The sequence below is a fragment of the Methanoculleus sp. 10 genome, from assembly GCF_913757945.1.
In the GTDB taxonomy this organism is placed as follows: domain Archaea; phylum Halobacteriota; class Methanomicrobia; order Methanomicrobiales; family Methanoculleaceae; genus Methanoculleus.
In genome coordinates this window covers 84,212-100,487 of the sequence record NZ_CAJYDP010000009.1, presented here as the reverse complement: position 1 = coordinate 100,487, position 16,276 = coordinate 84,212, and the positions used below count along the sequence as shown (strand labels likewise).

15 protein-coding genes are annotated in these 16,276 nt (G+C 56.4%); 9 read left to right on the top strand and 6 right to left on the bottom strand.

The window, feature by feature from the left end:
• Nucleotides 1–346: 346 nt before the first annotated feature.
• The 4 genes from QZ408_RS11475 to brxL all read left to right on the top strand — a co-directional run bounded on the left by QZ408_RS11475 (nt 347) and on the right by brxL (nt 7,872).
• Nucleotides 347–1,282 carry a hypothetical protein gene (locus tag QZ408_RS11475; RefSeq protein WP_292491674.1) on the top strand — a complete coding sequence of 312 codons (936 nt, stop codon included), beginning with the start codon at nt 347–349 and terminating at the stop codon, nt 1,280–1,282.
• 905 nt (nt 1,283–2,187) lie between these two features.
• Entirely contained in the window at nt 2,188–3,234 is a 1,047-nt protein-coding gene (locus QZ408_RS11470) for a hypothetical protein (RefSeq protein ID WP_292491672.1), read from the top strand.
• 12 nt (nt 3,235–3,246) lie between these two features.
• Complete coding sequence (locus QZ408_RS11465) at nt 3,247–5,826, top strand: PglZ domain-containing protein (protein WP_292491670.1); 2,580 nt, start codon at nt 3,247–3,249, stop codon at nt 5,824–5,826.
• Between the two features lie 9 nt (nt 5,827–5,835).
• Complete coding sequence (gene brxL / locus QZ408_RS11460; protein WP_292491668.1) at nt 5,836–7,872, top strand: protease Lon-related BREX system protein BrxL; 2,037 nt, start codon at nt 5,836–5,838, stop codon at nt 7,870–7,872.
• Between the two features lie 91 nt (nt 7,873–7,963).
• Here the strand turns inward: brxL and QZ408_RS11455 are convergent, their stop codons facing one another.
• Nucleotides 7,964–8,959, bottom strand: a complete 996-nt coding sequence (locus QZ408_RS11455) for a nuclease-related domain-containing protein (RefSeq protein ID WP_292491666.1) — start codon at nt 8,957–8,959, stop codon at nt 7,964–7,966.
• 237 nt (nt 8,960–9,196) lie between these two features.
• Here QZ408_RS11455 and QZ408_RS11450 point away from each other — a divergent pair, with 237 nt between their 5' ends.
• The 4 genes from QZ408_RS11450 (at nt 9,197) to QZ408_RS11435 (ending at nt 12,087) form a co-directional block, all read left to right on the top strand.
• The gene (locus QZ408_RS11450) at nt 9,197–9,967 is read left to right on the top strand and encodes a phospholipase D family protein (RefSeq protein ID WP_292491664.1); all 771 of its coding nucleotides are present in this window, start codon (nt 9,197–9,199) and stop codon (nt 9,965–9,967) included.
• 6 nt (nt 9,968–9,973) lie between these two features.
• Nucleotides 9,974–10,468 (top strand): hypothetical protein, encoded by a 495-nt coding sequence (locus QZ408_RS11445; RefSeq protein ID WP_292491662.1) that lies wholly within the window; start codon nt 9,974–9,976, stop codon nt 10,466–10,468.
• Between the two features lie 105 nt (nt 10,469–10,573).
• Nucleotides 10,574–11,722, top strand: a complete 1,149-nt coding sequence (locus tag QZ408_RS11440) for an HNH endonuclease domain-containing protein (RefSeq protein WP_292491661.1) — start codon at nt 10,574–10,576, stop codon at nt 11,720–11,722.
• Nucleotides 11,710–12,087 (top strand): HIT family protein, encoded by a 378-nt coding sequence (locus QZ408_RS11435; protein WP_292491660.1) that lies wholly within the window; start codon nt 11,710–11,712, stop codon nt 12,085–12,087. Before QZ408_RS11440 ends, QZ408_RS11435 begins: the two co-directional genes overlap by 13 nt.
• 442 nt (nt 12,088–12,529) lie before the next feature.
• Here QZ408_RS11435 and QZ408_RS11430 read toward each other — a convergent pair whose 3' ends face one another.
• Complete coding sequence (locus QZ408_RS11430; protein ID WP_292491659.1) at nt 12,530–13,192, bottom strand: ATP-binding protein; 663 nt, start codon at nt 13,190–13,192, stop codon at nt 12,530–12,532.
• 267 nt (nt 13,193–13,459) lie between these two features.
• Here QZ408_RS11430 and QZ408_RS11425 point away from each other — a divergent pair, with 267 nt between their 5' ends.
• A complete protein-coding gene (locus tag QZ408_RS11425; RefSeq protein ID WP_292491658.1) occupies nt 13,460–14,143 on the top strand; it encodes a hypothetical protein in 684 nt (227 codons plus the stop codon).
• On the opposite strand, the gene QZ408_RS11420 is transcribed toward QZ408_RS11425, so the two are convergent.
• The 4 genes from QZ408_RS11420 to QZ408_RS11405 form a co-directional block, all read right to left on the bottom strand.
• The gene (locus tag QZ408_RS11420) at nt 14,127–14,606 is read right to left on the bottom strand and encodes a peroxiredoxin (RefSeq protein WP_292491657.1); all 480 of its coding nucleotides are present in this window, start codon (nt 14,604–14,606) and stop codon (nt 14,127–14,129) included. The two genes, QZ408_RS11425 and QZ408_RS11420, sit on opposite strands and share 17 nt — an antisense overlap.
• A 150-nt stretch (nt 14,607–14,756) precedes the next feature.
• Nucleotides 14,757–15,173, bottom strand: a complete 417-nt coding sequence (locus QZ408_RS11415; RefSeq protein WP_292491656.1) for a hypothetical protein — start codon at nt 15,171–15,173, stop codon at nt 14,757–14,759.
• Between the two features lie 8 nt (nt 15,174–15,181).
• On the bottom strand, nt 15,182–15,706 hold the full coding sequence (locus tag QZ408_RS11410) for an ArsR family transcriptional regulator (RefSeq protein WP_292491654.1): 525 nt from the start codon (nt 15,704–15,706) through the stop codon (nt 15,182–15,184).
• 138 nt (nt 15,707–15,844) lie between these two features.
• Nucleotides 15,845–16,132, bottom strand: a complete 288-nt coding sequence (locus tag QZ408_RS11405; protein ID WP_292491653.1) for a hypothetical protein — start codon at nt 16,130–16,132, stop codon at nt 15,845–15,847.
• Between the last annotated feature and the right edge of the window lie 144 nt (nt 16,133–16,276).

The following is a 16,276-nucleotide window of genomic DNA, read 5'->3' as shown; positions in this document are numbered from 1 at the left end:
TTTGGTGAGTATTCAGATTGCAGCCGCAGATGCTGCTGCCAGATCTTATGAAGTAGGTGTCATACAAAAAACACCAATGCCCGGAATCGGCATAGATCAAAAATTACTTCTGAGCGGTTTGGTCACTCACATCCTCGAAATTAAAAGAGATATTGAACAGATAAATGAATTGGGCCATCTATTCAACTATCCCTCAATTATACGATATAGGAATCAAAATATTGCAACAATGGCTGATCAATGGACCTTGACTATTGAAAGTTCAACCACAGAGGGAAATCGCATCCAAAACCAGATTGATGAACTCGCATATACAATTTATGACGTCTGCGATTCAGATAAGGACTTGATAAAACAGACGTTTTCTGATCGTCCCTCTCCAATAAACAAGCCACCCACAGATCCATCAAGTGTTGTTGCCGACCTCCTCTCCTACACTCTCGGCGCCATCTTCGGCCGCTGGGACGTCCGCTACGCCACCGGCGAGCGAAAACCGCCCGAACTCCCCGATCCTTTCGCCCCCCTTCCCGCCTGCTCTCCCGGGATGCTACAGGGTGACGACGGCCTGCCGCTCGAGCCGCACGAGATCCCGCCCGACTATCCCCTCGCGGTCGATCCCGACGGGATCCTCGTCGATGACGAAGGACATCCTGACGACATCATCGCCCGCATCCGGGATGTCCTCGCCCTCATCTGGGGCGACCGGGCCGATGCCATCGAGAAGGAGGCCTGTGAGATCCTCGGCGTCAAATCCTTGCGGGACTACTTCCGCAAACCCAGTGCAGGCGGGTTCTGGGACGACCACGTGAAGCGCTACTCGAAGAGCCGGCGGAAAGCCCCCATCTACTGGCTGCTCCAGTCGACGAGGAAGAACTACGCCATCTGGATCTACTATCCCAGAATGGACGGGGACACCCTTTACAAGGCGCTCCGGTATGCAAAGGACAAACTTGCTATGGAGGCGCGGCGGCTGGAGGATCTTCGAAAGGAGCGGGAGCAGTCCGGCACCGGCGGAGCCGTGGTCAAGAAGATGGAGAAGGAGATCGACGGCCAGGAGGCATTCATCAGCGAACTCCATGATTTCGTCGAGAAGCTGGAGCGGGCCGCAAGTCTCAACCTCATCCCCGAGCACGACGACGGCGTGGTGCTCACCATCGCACCGCTCCGGGAACTGGTGCCCTGGAACGAGCCGAAGAACTACTGGGATGAGTTGATCGAGGGGAAGTACGAGTGGTCCTCGATCGGGAAGCAGCTCGCGGAGAAGGGACTGGTTAAGAGATGACAACGTCAAATTGCACCTTCATCCGGTTGCTCGCCGACAAGGATAAGGGAGCAGCGCTTGCGAACTCAGTCAGTGCTTTGAGGAGTGGAGAGGAATCCTCTGGAGTCTTCCCTGTCGCTCCAGAAAAGTTCTCCATGGTTCCGGGATCACCGTTCGCCTACTGGGTCTCTGACCGTATTCGGCAGCTCTTCGCGGATCTGCCCCCCTTCGAGGGTAATGGGAGGACGATCAAACAGGGTCTTGCCACCGCCGACGATTTTCGCTTTGTCCGGGCATGGTGGGAGGTGGACCCTACCCGCACCGTCAGCGGGACATCGGAGACGACACCAGATGAATTCAGGGCGCAAACCTTTGCCGGGAAGAAGTGGGTGCCGTTTGCAAAGGGTGGAGAATACTCACCATACTATGCAGACATACACCTCGTGGTGAATTGGGGAAATGACGGGGAAGAAATTAAAAGCTACATAAATCCGGAGACAGGGAAACAGTACTCACGCCCGCAAAATACCGATTATTATTTCCGGCCGGGGCTGACATGGTCACTGAGGACCCAACTCGGTTTCAATATGAGACAGTTCCCCGCAGGTGCAATCTTCGGTCATAAAGGTCCAGTCGCATCGGGAAATGGAGATAATTTGGCAGTTTATCTCAGCATATCGAATTCAATTGTTTTTTCATCGCTCCTCTCTCTTCAGATGGCCTTTGGATCTTATGAAGTAGGGGTTATTCAGCGAACTCCCCTTCCCCCCATATCCCAACCTGCTTATAGAGAACTGGAAAGTCTTACACTCCAGATTGTCGATTTGAAACGACATATTGACAGGAATGATGAAACAACTCGCCCATTCGTCCTACCATCACTGACGACCCCTAACAAGAACAGATCATTATCAGAGTGTGCATTATTGTTCAACACTGGAATATCGAAAGTATCTGTTGGTGCAGGAGAAATACAGCACCAGATTGACACTATTGCTTTCAATCTCTACGGCATCAACGACAAGGACAGAAAAGCAATCGAAGAAGCGTTCTGTGATCGCCCCGCACCGATCAACGCCCCGCCCACCGCTCCACTCTCCCTCACCGCCGACCTCCTCTCCTACACTCTCGGCACCATCTTCGGCCGCTGGGACGTCCGCTACGCCACCGGCGAACGGGAACCGCCCGAACTCCCCGATCCCTTCGCCCCCCTTCCCGCCTGCTCGCCAGGGATGCTACAGGGCGAGGACGGCCTGCCGCTCGACCCGCACGAGATCCCGCCCGACTATCCCCTCGCGGTCGATCCCGACGGGATCCTCGTCGATGACGAAGGACATCCTGACGACATCATCGCCCGCATCCGGGATGTCCTCGCCCTCATCTGGGGCGACCGGGCCGATGCCATCGAGAAGGAGGCCTGTGAGATCCTCGGCGTCAAATCCTTGCGGGACTACTTCCGCAAACCCAGTGCAGGCGGGTTCTGGGACGACCACGTGAAGCGCTACTCGAAGAGCCGGCGGAAGGCGCCGATTTACTGGCTGCTCCAGTCGGCGAAGAAGAACTACGGCATCTGGATCTACTATCCGCGGATGGATGGCGACACCCTTTACAAGGCGCTCCGGTATGCAAAGGATAAACTCGCCATGGAGGAGCGACGGCTGGAGGACCTCCGAAAGGAGCGGGAGCAGTCCGGCACCGGCGGAGCCGCGGTCAAGAAGCTGGAGAAGGAGATCGACGGCCAGGAGGCGTTCATCAGCGAACTCCATGATTTCGTCGAGAAACTGGAGCGGGCGGCGAACCTCAACCTCATCCCGGAGCACGACGACGGCGTGGTGCTCACCATCGCACCGCTCCGGGAACTGGTGCCCTGGAACGAGCCGAAGAACTACTGGGACGAACTGATAGAAGGAAAGTATGAGTGGTCGTCGATCGGGAAGCAACTCGCCGAGAAAGGACTGATAAAGAGGAGTTAGACAATGGGGCACGTGAGTGAGTACATCAGGGAGATGGTTGTAAAACAGGTGAAGGACAATCATCTCGTGGTCTGGTTTGACCCGAAGAGAATTTACGGTGACATTTCAGCGGATCTTCAGATCCCCGGAGGCACGGTGGCGAGATACCGGGATTCGTTCTTTGAACTGCGTCACGATATCGCGCCGCTCATGACCCGAGAGGAACCACCGGATCTCCTCATCTACGTCCCGCTCTCCGAGGAAGAAACCGAAAACGCTCTCGTCGCCTACATCTCGGCAGGCATCGTGCTCAAACCGCTCCAGACACCCTGGCAGCGCAACACCCGTCTCGCGGTCATCGCCAACCAGGCGCTCAAAGACCTCGTCGACGATGCCGCAGAACTCGAAGAGATCGCGAAGAAGGTTGACCGGAACGAACTCACACTCTCCGACCTCGATGCCCTTGCCGAACGGGCCCGGAAATCAAGCTACCAGAAGATCCTCGCCCTCATCTATCGCGTTGAGACCCCGCAGGACATCACCCTCTCCTTCCTGAACCGCCCCGAAACGGATGAAGAGCTCACCAGGAAAAACGCTCTGGACGACCTGAAAACATTTCTCCATACCGAATACGGTGCCGAGATTCGCGAGGACACTCCGGAAACCTGCCGGGGAGAACTCGCACGCTACGTGCTCATGAGCGCACTGCTGGCGAACCTGGATAACTACGTTCCCGAGATGCTTTCCCGGGTTCCCCATGCACGGAGCACGAAGGATCAGCAGGCCTGCGCACAGCTCGTATACGAATGGCAGATGCGCCGCGACCTACAGAAGAGTTATGCCACCTGGGCCCGGAAGATCGAGCAGGCGCTCGGTATAGGAGAATATCGTCTGGAACTCTCCCAGATCGAGGACATCCACACATTCCAGGGCATCGATCAGGCAGTTTTGAGCCTGGTTGAGCAGGCACTTCTGACCCAATCGACAGACGATCTCGAGGAGATCGCCCGGAAACGGGAACAGGGGTTCTGGGCCGAAATGGTGCCGACCACAAAAGCACGCTGGCGTCTCGTTGCAACCATTGCAGCGTTCCTCAACCTCGGCCAGGCAATCGAGACCACGATGAAAGGGCGAAACTTCACTGCCGGAGAGATTGCGGCGCATTATACGGACAAGGATCAGCCCTGGTGCCAGCTGGATACACTCTATCGTTACGTGGAAAAGTACTACGCAACCACCGAGTACGAATCGGCATCACCGCCAAAAACAGTAAAAAATCTTTATACAAAGGTCCGGCAACGCTATATGGAACTTGGAGGAGAAATCGCCTCCAGATTCGTCCAGCAACTCGCCCAATCACGGTTCGACCTCCCGGACTACCCCCGCCAGACAGAAATTATCTCCGGGTACGTAGCACCTGCCATGGAACAGGGCAAGGTCGCATACATCCTCGTGGATGCCTTCCGCTATGAAATGGCACAGGAATTGCTGCAGGTGCTCCCGGAGAATAGCGTGGCAACGCTTGATGCGGCACGCGCCACGGTTCCTACCATCACTGAAGTAGGGATGGCAGCTCTCATGGTAAAAACCGACGTACAGCCTGCACTGATCTCGATCGGAGGCGGTAAACTTGCCATCGAAGTTGGAGGAAAAGTATTGAAGGATCGCTCCTCGAGGCTGGACTATCTCAAAGAGCATATAGACAGCGAAGTGCTCTCCCTCAAACTCAGCGATCTCTTGCACCTCTCAAAGTCGGTTACGGATGATATCCGCAACGCCGACCTTATCCTCGTGACCTCCCAGGAGATCGACGAATTCGCAGAAAAAGCCGAACCATATCAGGCCCGGAGATACATGGACGATATCTTCCACACCCTGCAAAGAGCATTCCGGGTCCTTACTGAATACGGTGTATCCACGATCATCGTCACTGCAGATCACGGGTATCTGTTCGGGGAAGAGATCGATGACCCAATGAAGATCCCCTCTCCCGGCGGCGAGACTGCCGACCTGCACCGCAGAGTGTGGGTGGGGAGAGGGGGCGCGGCCAATGAAGCATATTGTTATTTCAAAGCATCAGACCTGGGGCTTGGTGGCAACCTGGAAATCGCCACCCCGTATGGACTTGGTGTCTTCAAGGTCGCAGGAGGCGGGCTCGCCTATTTCCACGGCGGCCTCTCGCCGCAGGAGTATATCATACCCGTGCTCACCATTCAGTCGTCGCCGCAGGAACAGCAACTTTCCACCGGCATCCAGTTGACCATCGAACTGGGAGGCGACAGTATCACCACACGTGTATGCATGGTGAAAATAGAAGGAAAGGCCACAAAACTCGTTGATCTGCAACCACCAAAAATTCGCGTCGAAATCTGGAGCGAGGGCAATCTGATCTCCCAGCCGTTTGGGGCGCTCTACGGGCACGAACAGGCAACGGGAGATGTTCAGTTGAGAATGAGTCAGAAAGATCCGCAGAGTATCGACCCGAACACAGTAACGCTTCTCATTCCTCCGGAAATACGGCCGGGTAAATCCGCCTCCATCCATCTCCTCGATGCAACGACCGGAGTTCTGCTGAAGAAACTGGAGAACATCCCCATACACATCACGTTCTAGGTGAAACGCATGGAAGAACAGGAAGATCTGGATCACAAAGCAATGATCGCATTCCCGGGAAGAGTGGTGCGCAAAGACCTGGTCCGCAAAGTGAAGGTCGGGGCGAACGTACCGGTGTTCGTGCTAGAATTTCTCCTCGGGACATACTGTGCGACCGATAATCCGGCGGCGATTGAAGCCGGGTTGAACATCGTCAATACAACTCTCGCAAACAACTTCGTGCGACCGGATGAATCCACGAAAGCGCAGTCGTATGTCCGCGAGCGCGGCCGGCACATGATCATCGACAAGGTTAAAGTCAAATATGTCTCCGATCAGGACAAATACTGGGCTGAACTGGTCAACTTCGGTCACAATTACGTGCATATCCCCGAACGTTACATCCAGAAATATGATCGTCTCCTTATGGGCGGGATCTGGGCCGAGGTTCACCTCAACCACATGTACGACGAGGAGGCCCGGGGCAAGAAGAGCCCCTTCTGGATAGAAGACCTCGAACCGATCCAGCTCGCCACTTTCGACCTAGAGCAGTACTGCGAAGGACGCAGGATGTTTAGCACCGACGAGTGGATCGATTTCCTCATCCGGGGTCTGGGGCTGGAGCCCTCGTTCTTCGACCGCCGCCTTAAAATGCTCCTCCTTGTCCGCCTCATCCCCTTCTGCGAACATAACTACAACATGGTGGAACTGGGTCCACGGGGAACAGGGAAATCGTATGCCTACCAGGAAATTTCCCCCTACGGCATCCTGCTGACCGGACCGACCACCGTTGCCAACCTCTTCTACAACATGAGTACAGGAAAGATGGGGCTGGTCGGGCTCTGGGACGTCGTTGCGTTTGACGAGGTGGCCGATCTCCAGAAGATGCGCAAGGAGATCATCACTATGCTCAAGACCTACGCCGAATCCGGCACCTTTGCCCGGGGCAAAGAAGCGCTTTCGGCCTATGCATCCATTGCACTCTTCGGGAACACAAACCAGCCAGTTGAGGTCATGGTTCGGTCTTCTCACCTATTCGCTCCGATGCCCGATATCATTCGCGAAGATATGGCCTTCATCGATCGACTGCACTACTATCTGCCGGGCTGGGAAGTCCCCAAAATGAGGATGGACTTCTTTACCGATCACTACGGATTCGTGGTCGACTACCTTGCAGAAGCCCTGCGGGATCTTAGAAAACATAACTACACAGATACAGTCGATAAATACTTCTCAATGGGATCGCACCTCAACGCCCGTGATGTGAAGGCGGTCCGCAAGACAGTATCCGGCCTCATCAAACTCATCTATCCCCACGGAGAGTTCTCCAAGGAAGAACTGGCGGAGTTACTCGATATTGCCATGGAAGGTCGTAGAAGGGTCAAAGAACAGTTGAAGAAGATGGGTTCCTTCGAATACTACCAGACCTCTTTCTCCTACATCGACAACGACACACGTGAAGAATTTTACGTTGGAGTGCCTGAAGAAGGCGGAAGAAACCTGATATCCACCGACCCGCTGGCCCCTGGATCGGTTTATACAGCATCCGTAGGCGAGGGGGGTCGGGTCGGTCTCTACCGTCTTGAGGTGGGCCTTTCCGCAGGCACCGGGAAGCTCAAAATGGCAGGGGGGGTACAGGGGAGCATGAAGGAATCCATCCACCGGGCTTTTTCGTACCTCCAAAGCCATAAGGTGGAGATGGGTATCGCCAGTATTTTTGATACCTCTGATATTCACGTTGAAGCCATCGATCTGCTCTCCAACCGTATCCCCGCCGATGTAGGGATTGCTTTCGTTATTGCGGTTTATTCCGCCATCAAGAAGCATCAAGCACTGCCCGGATTACTCATCCTTGGCGATTTGAGTATTCAGGGAAATATAAAGCCTCTTCCAAGCCTTTCAGAAGCATTACAATTGGCCATGGACAACGGAGCCCGAAAGGCGCTCATCCCGATCGAGAATAAGCGGAACTTCCTCGACGTTTCGGCAGATATTATGGAACGCGTAGATCCAGTATTTTACGGCGATCCGATGACCGCTGCTATGAAAGGATTGGGTTTGACATAATTTCATTGGAATCAATGATGCTCTGTTCAGATCGAGACTCCCCGGCGTCACCCTCTGGAGCATCATGACCCCAAAGTCCTCCCAGGAGGCCTCAAACCGTCCGGCCGATCACGGTGACCAACCTCTCGACCGCAGCTGTCGGCAGGGCGCTCGCCCTCCTCGTAATGTATTCGCAGAGCCTGTTGGGGGTGGTGATATCGATGTGGGGCCCCAATCTCTGGCCGGGACGGCAGCCCTGCACCGAGATGATGACGTTGCGGGTCTTCGGCACGTTGTTTCGTGCATAGTGCTTCCGCAGGTAGTACCAGAGCGCCAGACTTGATCGCCTCACCTGGTAGACCAGTTTATCAGATCTCGTCTCAATATCCGAGAGTTTCCAGTTCTTCGTCTCCACAAGAAAGAGCCCTGTCGGGCCTACGACGATGTGATCGATCTGGCTCGACTTAATGTAATCATTCTTCTCCTTCCAGTGGATGGGAGGATGAAACCGCAGGTTCACGTCATTGAAGAGATGATACTCATCGGGGAGCCGTGAGAGGGCGTTGATGACCGTTTCCTCCCCGATAGCACCGATATAAAACGACATATTGTCGGTTATAAATGTATGATTATCAAGGACATTACTGCACCCCTTTTTGACAAACTCCGTCCTGTTCCGGATGAGCATCGCTTTCTCGGTTTGAACCCGGCGTAGTTCCACATTCTGGCGGCTGAAGGGACGCGATATGCTCCTGGACCGTAGAGAGACCGCGATCCAGCATTTGACCTTATAGGCACATCGCGTCACGATATTTGTTGCATTGTCGATCTTGGCCCTGACTTCAGCGATCTGCCCATCAACCTCTGCCGTACGCCGGGCGATGCCCTCTCGAATCCGGGTATCGAGCTGGACCTCAGTGTCGTTCAGGCCGGCTATCCTCTCATCGAGTCGGTTATTCACCGCAGTTTGGGTCTTATCCAGGATTTCGGTATAGTTGTTGTAAAAGTGATGAATATCTCCAAAAGTCCCCAGACTTCTTCCATCAACGGGTTTCAGCCCATTCAGGAGGTACTGCGTACTTCCAGATATCCCGTGTATTATGACCATGATCTCCCCAGCTGGACCCTCGCGGGCATTGCTCAACTCTCAGTATAGCCCCGCTGTGCTCCTCTCTTCCAGATTGAAAATTTCTTCTCGATCGCCAAATACTTTCTGCCGGCGCAAAACCCCCCGTTAAGTCAGGTTTCGATCAGAACGGCTCCATACCGGTGATCCAGACCAACGGAGGCGTATAAGAATATTTTTCGCCTCGCCACCGAATAGTATTCTATTAGGAGCAATATAATGGCAGATTTTCTGGACGCATCCGGGGTAAGTGCAACATTCATCGAGCTCATCAAGAGCGCTGAGGAGCAGATCTCGATCATCACTCCCTACATCAGCCTGACCCCGCACAACCTGAAGTATCTTCAGAGCATTGACAGCAAAAAGGTCCCAATCGACATTGTCTACCGGAGCGATACAACCCCGAACCCGGAGGATCTGGCGTTTCTCAAACAGTTGCAGAGTGCCCGAATCTACAAGTGCGACGACCTTCACGCCAAATGTTACATCAACGAACAGTTCGGCATCATCACCTCGATGAACCTCTACAAACATTCACAAAGCAACAACTGGGAGATGGGCATCCGGTTCTCCCGGGAGACCGATCCCGACCTCTACGCTCAGACCTTCAAAGAGGTTGAAAGGATTCTGCAGGCAAGCAGCCCGGAGAACAGTGGCCGGACGGCTGCAACGGCCACCGCAAGTCAGCGGACCTATGAGCCGAGAAAAACCACCAGAACCATATCGCCGAAACTGAGAGCCCCTCCGAAGAAAGGATTCCTTGAGAAGGCGCTGGATTCAGTGCTGGGCGAGGAAGCACACTGCATCCGGTGCGGAGAGACGATCGATTACAACCCGGAGAAGCCGTACTGCCCGAAATGCTTCGCTTCCTGGGCCCGCTTCAACAACCCGGACTACAAGGAGAAGGTATGCCACAAGTGCGGGAACAAGCATACGACGACAAAGACCCGGCCAGTCTGCAATGACTGCTATAAGACCTACTACCGGTGACGGTCTATGGGGAAAGGATCTCCACCGGCAGGCGACTGCTGCAACGACCTCTTCGATGCGTTTGAGTTCACGCGGTTTCAAGATGCAGAACCACCGAAGCGCAAAGGGGTCTACGTCATTCGAATTCACCAACGCGGAACTCCGGCAGAAGAGGTCCGCGAGAAGGCTGTCGGTCTTGCCGAGTCAATCGGCTGGGATGTGGCAGGCCGGTTTCTTCGCAGCCGGCTAAACCGGCTCTCAAAGATCGGCGACTGCCCGACGATCTACATCGGGTCGGCAGGGACGTACGCCGGGAGCAAGAACACCCTCCACGGCCGATACTTGGAACTTGCGACCCGTCATACCGCCAAATATCCTGTATGGGCGCTCCTCTCCTCCGGGTGGGAACTGCAGTACGGGTGGATGGTCGTCGACGAGCACCCTGGATCTGCCGAGGAGGCTTTGAAAGGGCAGTACCGAATGGCGCACGGCGGTAGGCTGCCTGCACTGGTGAATCGGTGAGCGGGGCTCGTCTCATTCAGGACAACGCGACACCGCCAGCAGAACGTCCTCCAACCAAAACCAACACCCATATCTCCCCACCCCCCGATCTCTCCTGCAACAACAATGGATCTCGCCCAGTACCGCCGGATCAACACCATCATCGAACGTGACAGCGCCGACGCGACCTACAAGTATGCCCTCCTCCGGGGCGTCATCGAGATCTGCCAGCAGTCCTCGCACCTGCGGGAGGACGACGGTGATGCGGTCTCGTTCCCCCTCGGCCTGCTCGTCGAGAAGTGGCTGCTCTACTACTATCCCATCTTTGCAGCCCCGGCGTTCATCCCGCAGAAGAACGGGGAGACCCCCGACCAGGAGACCGGCAAGGCCGTCTCGTTCCGCAAGCACTTCATGCCGGTCATCGACTACTACCAGGACCGGGGCGGGATCTCGGTCTTCTACAACGACTATGCCCGCGGCACCATGCCGGTCGAGATCCGGCCCGCGTTCCAGACGCTCGTGAAAGCGATCCGGAAGACCATCACGGAGATGCCGATGAAGCACCTCGGGTACTCGCAGTCAAAGGAGCACTACTCCGTCTTCGACTACGACCGGCAGTACCGCGTCTCCCGGGAGAGCCCGGTCGACCGGACCTGCCTGATCGAGCACTCCGGCCGGTTCTCCCTCTCCCGCGACCTCTGCACGGTCTTTGAGCACTTCGGGGGGTTCATCTCCGGGGAGGAGTGCCTCTTAAAGAAGTGGGCCGAGTTCACCGCGGCCGCGGACAAGACCGGGACCGTCACCGAGGAGAGCATGCTCTCGCTGCTCACGAAGACCCCGACGACCGAGCGGGCGATCGCGGATGCAAGGACCATCTATCGCTCAGTCTTTGCGGAGGAGGGGACGCTCACCTGCGTCTGGTCGGGGAAGGCCATCTCCTCGCCGGAAGCGATGCACATCGACCACGTCCTCCCGTTCGCGGTCTGGAAGAACAACGACCTCTGGAACCTCCTCCCCGCTCTTGACTTCATCAACGCCAGAAAACGCGACCGCATCCCCGACCCCGCGCTCCTCGAAGACCGCCGGGACTGCATCATCGGCTACTGGAACCTCCTCCACGACCACGCCCCCCGCCCGTTCGAGCGGGAGATCGCGGTCTCGCTCCTCGGCCTCGAAACACCGGGGAGCGACTGGCAGGACCAGGCCTTCGACCACCTCGCCGAGAAGTGCGCCTACCTCATCCACGTCCGGGGGTACGAAGCATGGGTGATATAGGCTGCCCGTTCTGCAACCCGTCTCCCGAAGACATAGTCCTCGCAAACGACCTCTGCTACGCCCGCTATGATAGATATCCAGTGAGCCCCGGCCACCTCCTCCTCATCCCCTTCCGCCACATCCCCACCCTCTTCGACGCGACGGACGGCGAACACGCCGCCCTCCTCGCCCTCGTCCGGGAGGCAAAAACCCTCCTCGACGAACAATTTCATCCCGACGGCTACAACATCGGCGTCAACGTCGGCACCGCCGCCGGCCAGACGGTGATGCACCTCCACGTCCATGTCATCCCCCGGTATGCCGGCGACGTGGCAGACCCCCGGGGCGGGGTGCGGGGGGCGGTCCCGGAGAAGAGGGTGTACTGAGAGGGCTGAACGGGATGCCAGGGGAGAACGCAACGCATCAAAAAGGCAGAGAGGATTCAGCGGGCGGGAGGCCGCACTACTTTGATTCAGGCGAGGACAGACTGCTCCGCTCCGTTCGGGCGGGAACCAGGGGCAGCGGCATCCACCAGGCTTCGCAGCACAAACCGCCGTGACATCGCAAGTTGCAGGTTCATCTCCGCAGTCTCTGCATGCTACCCGGTACCGGGGCAAAGACGGTAGAATGGTCGAGGAGAAGCGCCTCAGTCGTCGAGGGTGGTCCGGCCCTCTGGTATCATGGCATCCCTATCTCCAACCATTCCCCAATCTTCGCCAATCTTTCCCCAATCCAGGTTTGACAATCTCAATGGATTAAGGCCTATTTTTCGATTCAACGTACAGCATTTGAGATCATTCCGCCAATCTCCGCTAATACTTCCATCAATCAGGCATCATTCGAGGTGCGAGAGGCCAGTACCCACTTCGCACCCCTTGTCCTCCCGACAGTCGTGATAGTTCCCTCTATCCGCATCTCCTGGAGCAGATCCTTGATGAAATGACGTCTTTGATCCTCATTCAGAGCGTCGGAAACTTTGTCCAGCAACAGGCCTTCGATCTCTGGCCACCTTGCCTCATGATACGTTTGCAGGTACGCCACTACCATATCCTTGAAGTACGCCTTGTCAAACGACCGCTTCCGGATATAGTCTGCCCGCATATCCGTCTCGGCGGCGACACTCGCCGACACATACAGATTCGGAGATCGCCCCTCGATGAGTTTCTTCTCGCGCAGAACGTCTCGCTCCTCCCTCGTTACTGGCCGGCCCTTCTGTACCTTATCGAGAGCGATTACATCCATCAATGTAAGATCCTTCCGCTCGATCAGCATCCGGGTATACCGCTCGTCGATCAGCCGGCCGGGAATCGTGACCCGCACCACACCTTCTTCGTCGAGATCATAGTCCGGCATCGGGAAGTTGCGGTCCCGCTGTATTCTAAACATCCGCTTGATCCCGCTGCCGATGGTGTCGATCATGTTTAACTCCACCATCGCATTGGCAAGGAAGGGATTTCGATACCGATCCGGAGGTGTATCGCGCTCGATCACACTCTTAAAGAACTTACCTACCGGAACAGTCTCTCCGGCAATACCCCGGACCGGTCGTTCGTGGTCTCCGGGGGCGACCGGTCCCAGCGCCGGGCAGCAGGGCAGTTGGTCGGGTACCGGGATCTGGAGTCGATCGTCCCGTACCTGGAGTGACCGGAGAACAATACGTTTGACGAGGTCAAACAGGCTGCCCGGCTGCCCCGATAATTTTTCCGGAACACTCAACAACCGCTTCCTTCTTCACCTCCCGCTTCCAGACTCTCAGCCATGCCCGACGACCGGGAGATGATCAAGACCGCCCTCAGGCGAGCACTCACACTCGGGACGGACGTGGCGGGCGCCGTCCCGGCAGCGAGGCTCATCGACTGCCCCTCGGCGGTCGCGGACGGAGCGCGTGGCTCGCAGACCGACCGGGGGACCTACCTCATCCTCGGCCTCTACCACGACCCCAAAGACCCCGAACTCGACCTCTGGGAGGAGGGCCGGGGGACACCCGGCGACCGGCTCCTCGCGAGGATCGGGAGAGACCTCGCCCGCTGGCTGGAGGAGACCTACGGGGTCCGGGCCCGGGTCATCCCCTACCGGCTCCAGGACGGCGGGATCTACCTGAAGGACGCGGCGTGCATGGCGGAGATCGGGAGGATGGGGAGGAACAACCTGGTCCTCGTCCCCGGCTACGGGCCGAGGGTCCGGTTCCGGGCGGTCTGGGCGGACCTGGAGGCTCCCGGCCGGGACCTGCCGGAGGGCGACCTCCCCTGCGCCGGGTGCGAGGGCTCCTGCACCCGTGCCTGCCCGATGGACGCCTTCTCCACCGGCAGGTATAGCCGGGACCGGTGCATGGCGCGGATGGACGCCGACAAGACCGCGGGGAGAGGCCGGATCGACCACTGCCGCGCCTGCGAACTCGCCTGCCCCGAACGGGGAATAAGACCCGTCAGGCCCCTGCGGTGAGACTCTCGAACTTCGCGAGCACCGCGGCCATGTGCCCCTTCACCTTCACCTTCCGCCAGATGGCGGCGACCTTCCCCTCCGGATCGATGATGAAGGTGCTCCGCTCGACACCCATATACTCTCTCCCGTAGAGCTTCTTCGGGACCCAGGCGCCGTAGGCCTCGATCGCCCGGCGATCGGGGTCCGAGAGGAGGCGGACGGAGAGGTTATGCTTCTCGGCGAATCGCTTGTGGCTCCGGGTCGAATCCGGGCTGATGCTGAAGACCGCCGCCCCCTCCCGGGCAAACGCATCCGTCGCGTCGGAGAAGGACCGGGCCTCGAGGGTGCACCCCGACGTGTTGTCCTTCGGGTAGAAGTAGACGACCGCGTAGGCGCCCCGCAGGTCAGCGAGGCAGACCATCTCTTCGTCCGCGTCCGGGAGGCAGAAGTCCGGCGCCGGCATGCCCGCCGTGAGTTCACTCATAACCCGTGAATCTCACCCCGGAGGAAAAAAGAATGCCGAAACGGCCTCTTCTCTCCCTTTCGGCAGTTACCGGGGAGGTTTCGGGGGCGGCGGCAGAAAGCCGGTGCCCGGGGGGCGAACCGGCCTGGACAACCCGGGACAAAAATGGGATTACAGTCTCAAAAGTCCTTTTTCGCGCAGATAATTACCCGGACCCGTCGTCGCATACATCGCTGTCAGGATCTCTTCAAGGGGAACGAGAATCGAAGTCTTCGATTCAAATGCATCTGCAAGCGCCTTCAGCCCGCTCTGGATGCGGTCAAAATGAACGGGTTCAAGTTCTACCGTTGAGTCTCCCGAGCGAATGCGTTTGAACCGTTCCATCAGCCCGTTATAACTGGTGTTCAGAACAAAGTCGGCCAGAAGATAGTCTTCGGTGAACGAATATCTGAGCGTCCGGCTGGTGATCCCATACGCTGCGGAGAAGTAGTAGATCTTCTTCTCTACCTTCTCCTCCTTTCTCATCATCAGTTCGACACGCCGCAATTCTGCGACCAGCTCTTTTCTGAAGAAGTCATCCTGCGACATGTTATCTCCTACTGGATATATCCGGGAAATCCCTTCTCATATTGATCCGCCGTTGCATACGGAGAAACGGGGTATGCCAGACCGGGTTCGCCAGCGCAACACCCGTCACCGGCACCCCAGCCGTGACCCCCCGACACCATCGGTTCCACCGGGAAGGTCTTCCATTCCTCTTCGGTTGATGTTTCCCTATCCCGGGGATCGGCTGCAGGCGCATGCTCCCGGAGATAGTCCCGGATTTCCTGGACCTTTTCGTCACCCAGCATCCGACCGATCAACGCATTGTTCATGATCTCAAGTGACCGGACGATCGGAGACGCCGGATTAATAGAGTATTTGGGGATCCGGTCATTGGTGGCGATGAGGATCCCCCATTCGACAAACTTCTTAACCACCCTCCCGGCCGTGACCCGGCTTACGCCTGCTTCTTCCGAGAGTTCGGTGACGTTGAACTTTATGTCATAGAGTGGCAACAGGAATTCAAGAAGTCGTAATTCACAGGTGTTCCCAAACACTCCTTCAAAGGGACGAGTCATACCTTTCACATCTTTAGATTTTAATCAATCATTTCATGGAGTCGCTCTACCGCGGCGACAATGCATACGTATTGTATGGTGATAACTTTTGTTATCGCCTGTGATAAAAATATTTTGTATTGGCCCTGTGGCCAGGCGCTACAGGCCGTCAAGGGTAATGTATCCGTGGCATACCAGTGTCTGGATCGCTTTATTCATGTCCGAAAGATAGTATTTGTCTTTCTTTTTCCTGATTTTTGTAATGTATCCTTCGTTGAGCAGTATTTTTATTGCTTCTTTGCACGAGAGATATTCCCTGGCGGAAAATTTATTGCCGTATAATTTGCACAACAGTTCCGAATGATATCCTTTATCTATGTTTACACATCTCCTTTTGTAGAGCAGATTGAGAATAAAGAGAGTTTCTTCGGTGAGCTCGCACGACATAGGGGCCTATGAACGTTTGGATTCTCATATTATATAGTATACGTGGCACCGATCCGTGTTCCGGGAGTGTGGCCCTGCCGGCGTCGGATTCCAACCAAACGGGTACATGCCGATATTGCGTCCAGTGAGGGGACGGGTCACACG

What these genes read in the sequence shown, in the direction of transcription:
- QZ408_RS11405 (WP_292491653.1), bottom strand. Translation starts at nt 16,132, where the DNA reads ATGTCGTGCGAGCTCACCGAAGAAACTCTCTTTATTCTCAATCTGCTC.
- QZ408_RS11420 (WP_292491657.1), bottom strand. Translation starts at nt 14,606, where the DNA reads ATGAGTGAACTCACGGCGGGCATGCCGGCGCCGGACTTCTGCCTCCCG.
- brxL (WP_292491668.1), top strand. Translation starts at nt 5,836, where the DNA reads ATGGAAGAACAGGAAGATCTGGATCACAAAGCAATGATCGCATTCCCG.
- QZ408_RS11455 (WP_292491666.1), bottom strand. Translation starts at nt 8,959, where the DNA reads ATGGTCATAATACACGGGATATCTGGAAGTACGCAGTACCTCCTGAAT.
- QZ408_RS11425 (WP_292491658.1), top strand. Translation starts at nt 13,460, where the DNA reads ATGCCCGACGACCGGGAGATGATCAAGACCGCCCTCAGGCGAGCACTC.
- QZ408_RS11440 (WP_292491661.1), top strand. Translation starts at nt 10,574, where the DNA reads ATGGATCTCGCCCAGTACCGCCGGATCAACACCATCATCGAACGTGAC.
- QZ408_RS11445 (WP_292491662.1), top strand. Translation starts at nt 9,974, where the DNA reads ATGGGGAAAGGATCTCCACCGGCAGGCGACTGCTGCAACGACCTCTTC.
- QZ408_RS11435 (WP_292491660.1), top strand. Translation starts at nt 11,710, where the DNA reads ATGGGTGATATAGGCTGCCCGTTCTGCAACCCGTCTCCCGAAGACATA.
- QZ408_RS11415 (WP_292491656.1), bottom strand. Translation starts at nt 15,173, where the DNA reads ATGTCGCAGGATGACTTCTTCAGAAAAGAGCTGGTCGCAGAATTGCGG.
- QZ408_RS11410 (WP_292491654.1), bottom strand. Translation starts at nt 15,706, where the DNA reads ATGACTCGTCCCTTTGAAGGAGTGTTTGGGAACACCTGTGAATTACGA.
- QZ408_RS11450 (WP_292491664.1), top strand. Translation starts at nt 9,197, where the DNA reads ATGGCAGATTTTCTGGACGCATCCGGGGTAAGTGCAACATTCATCGAG.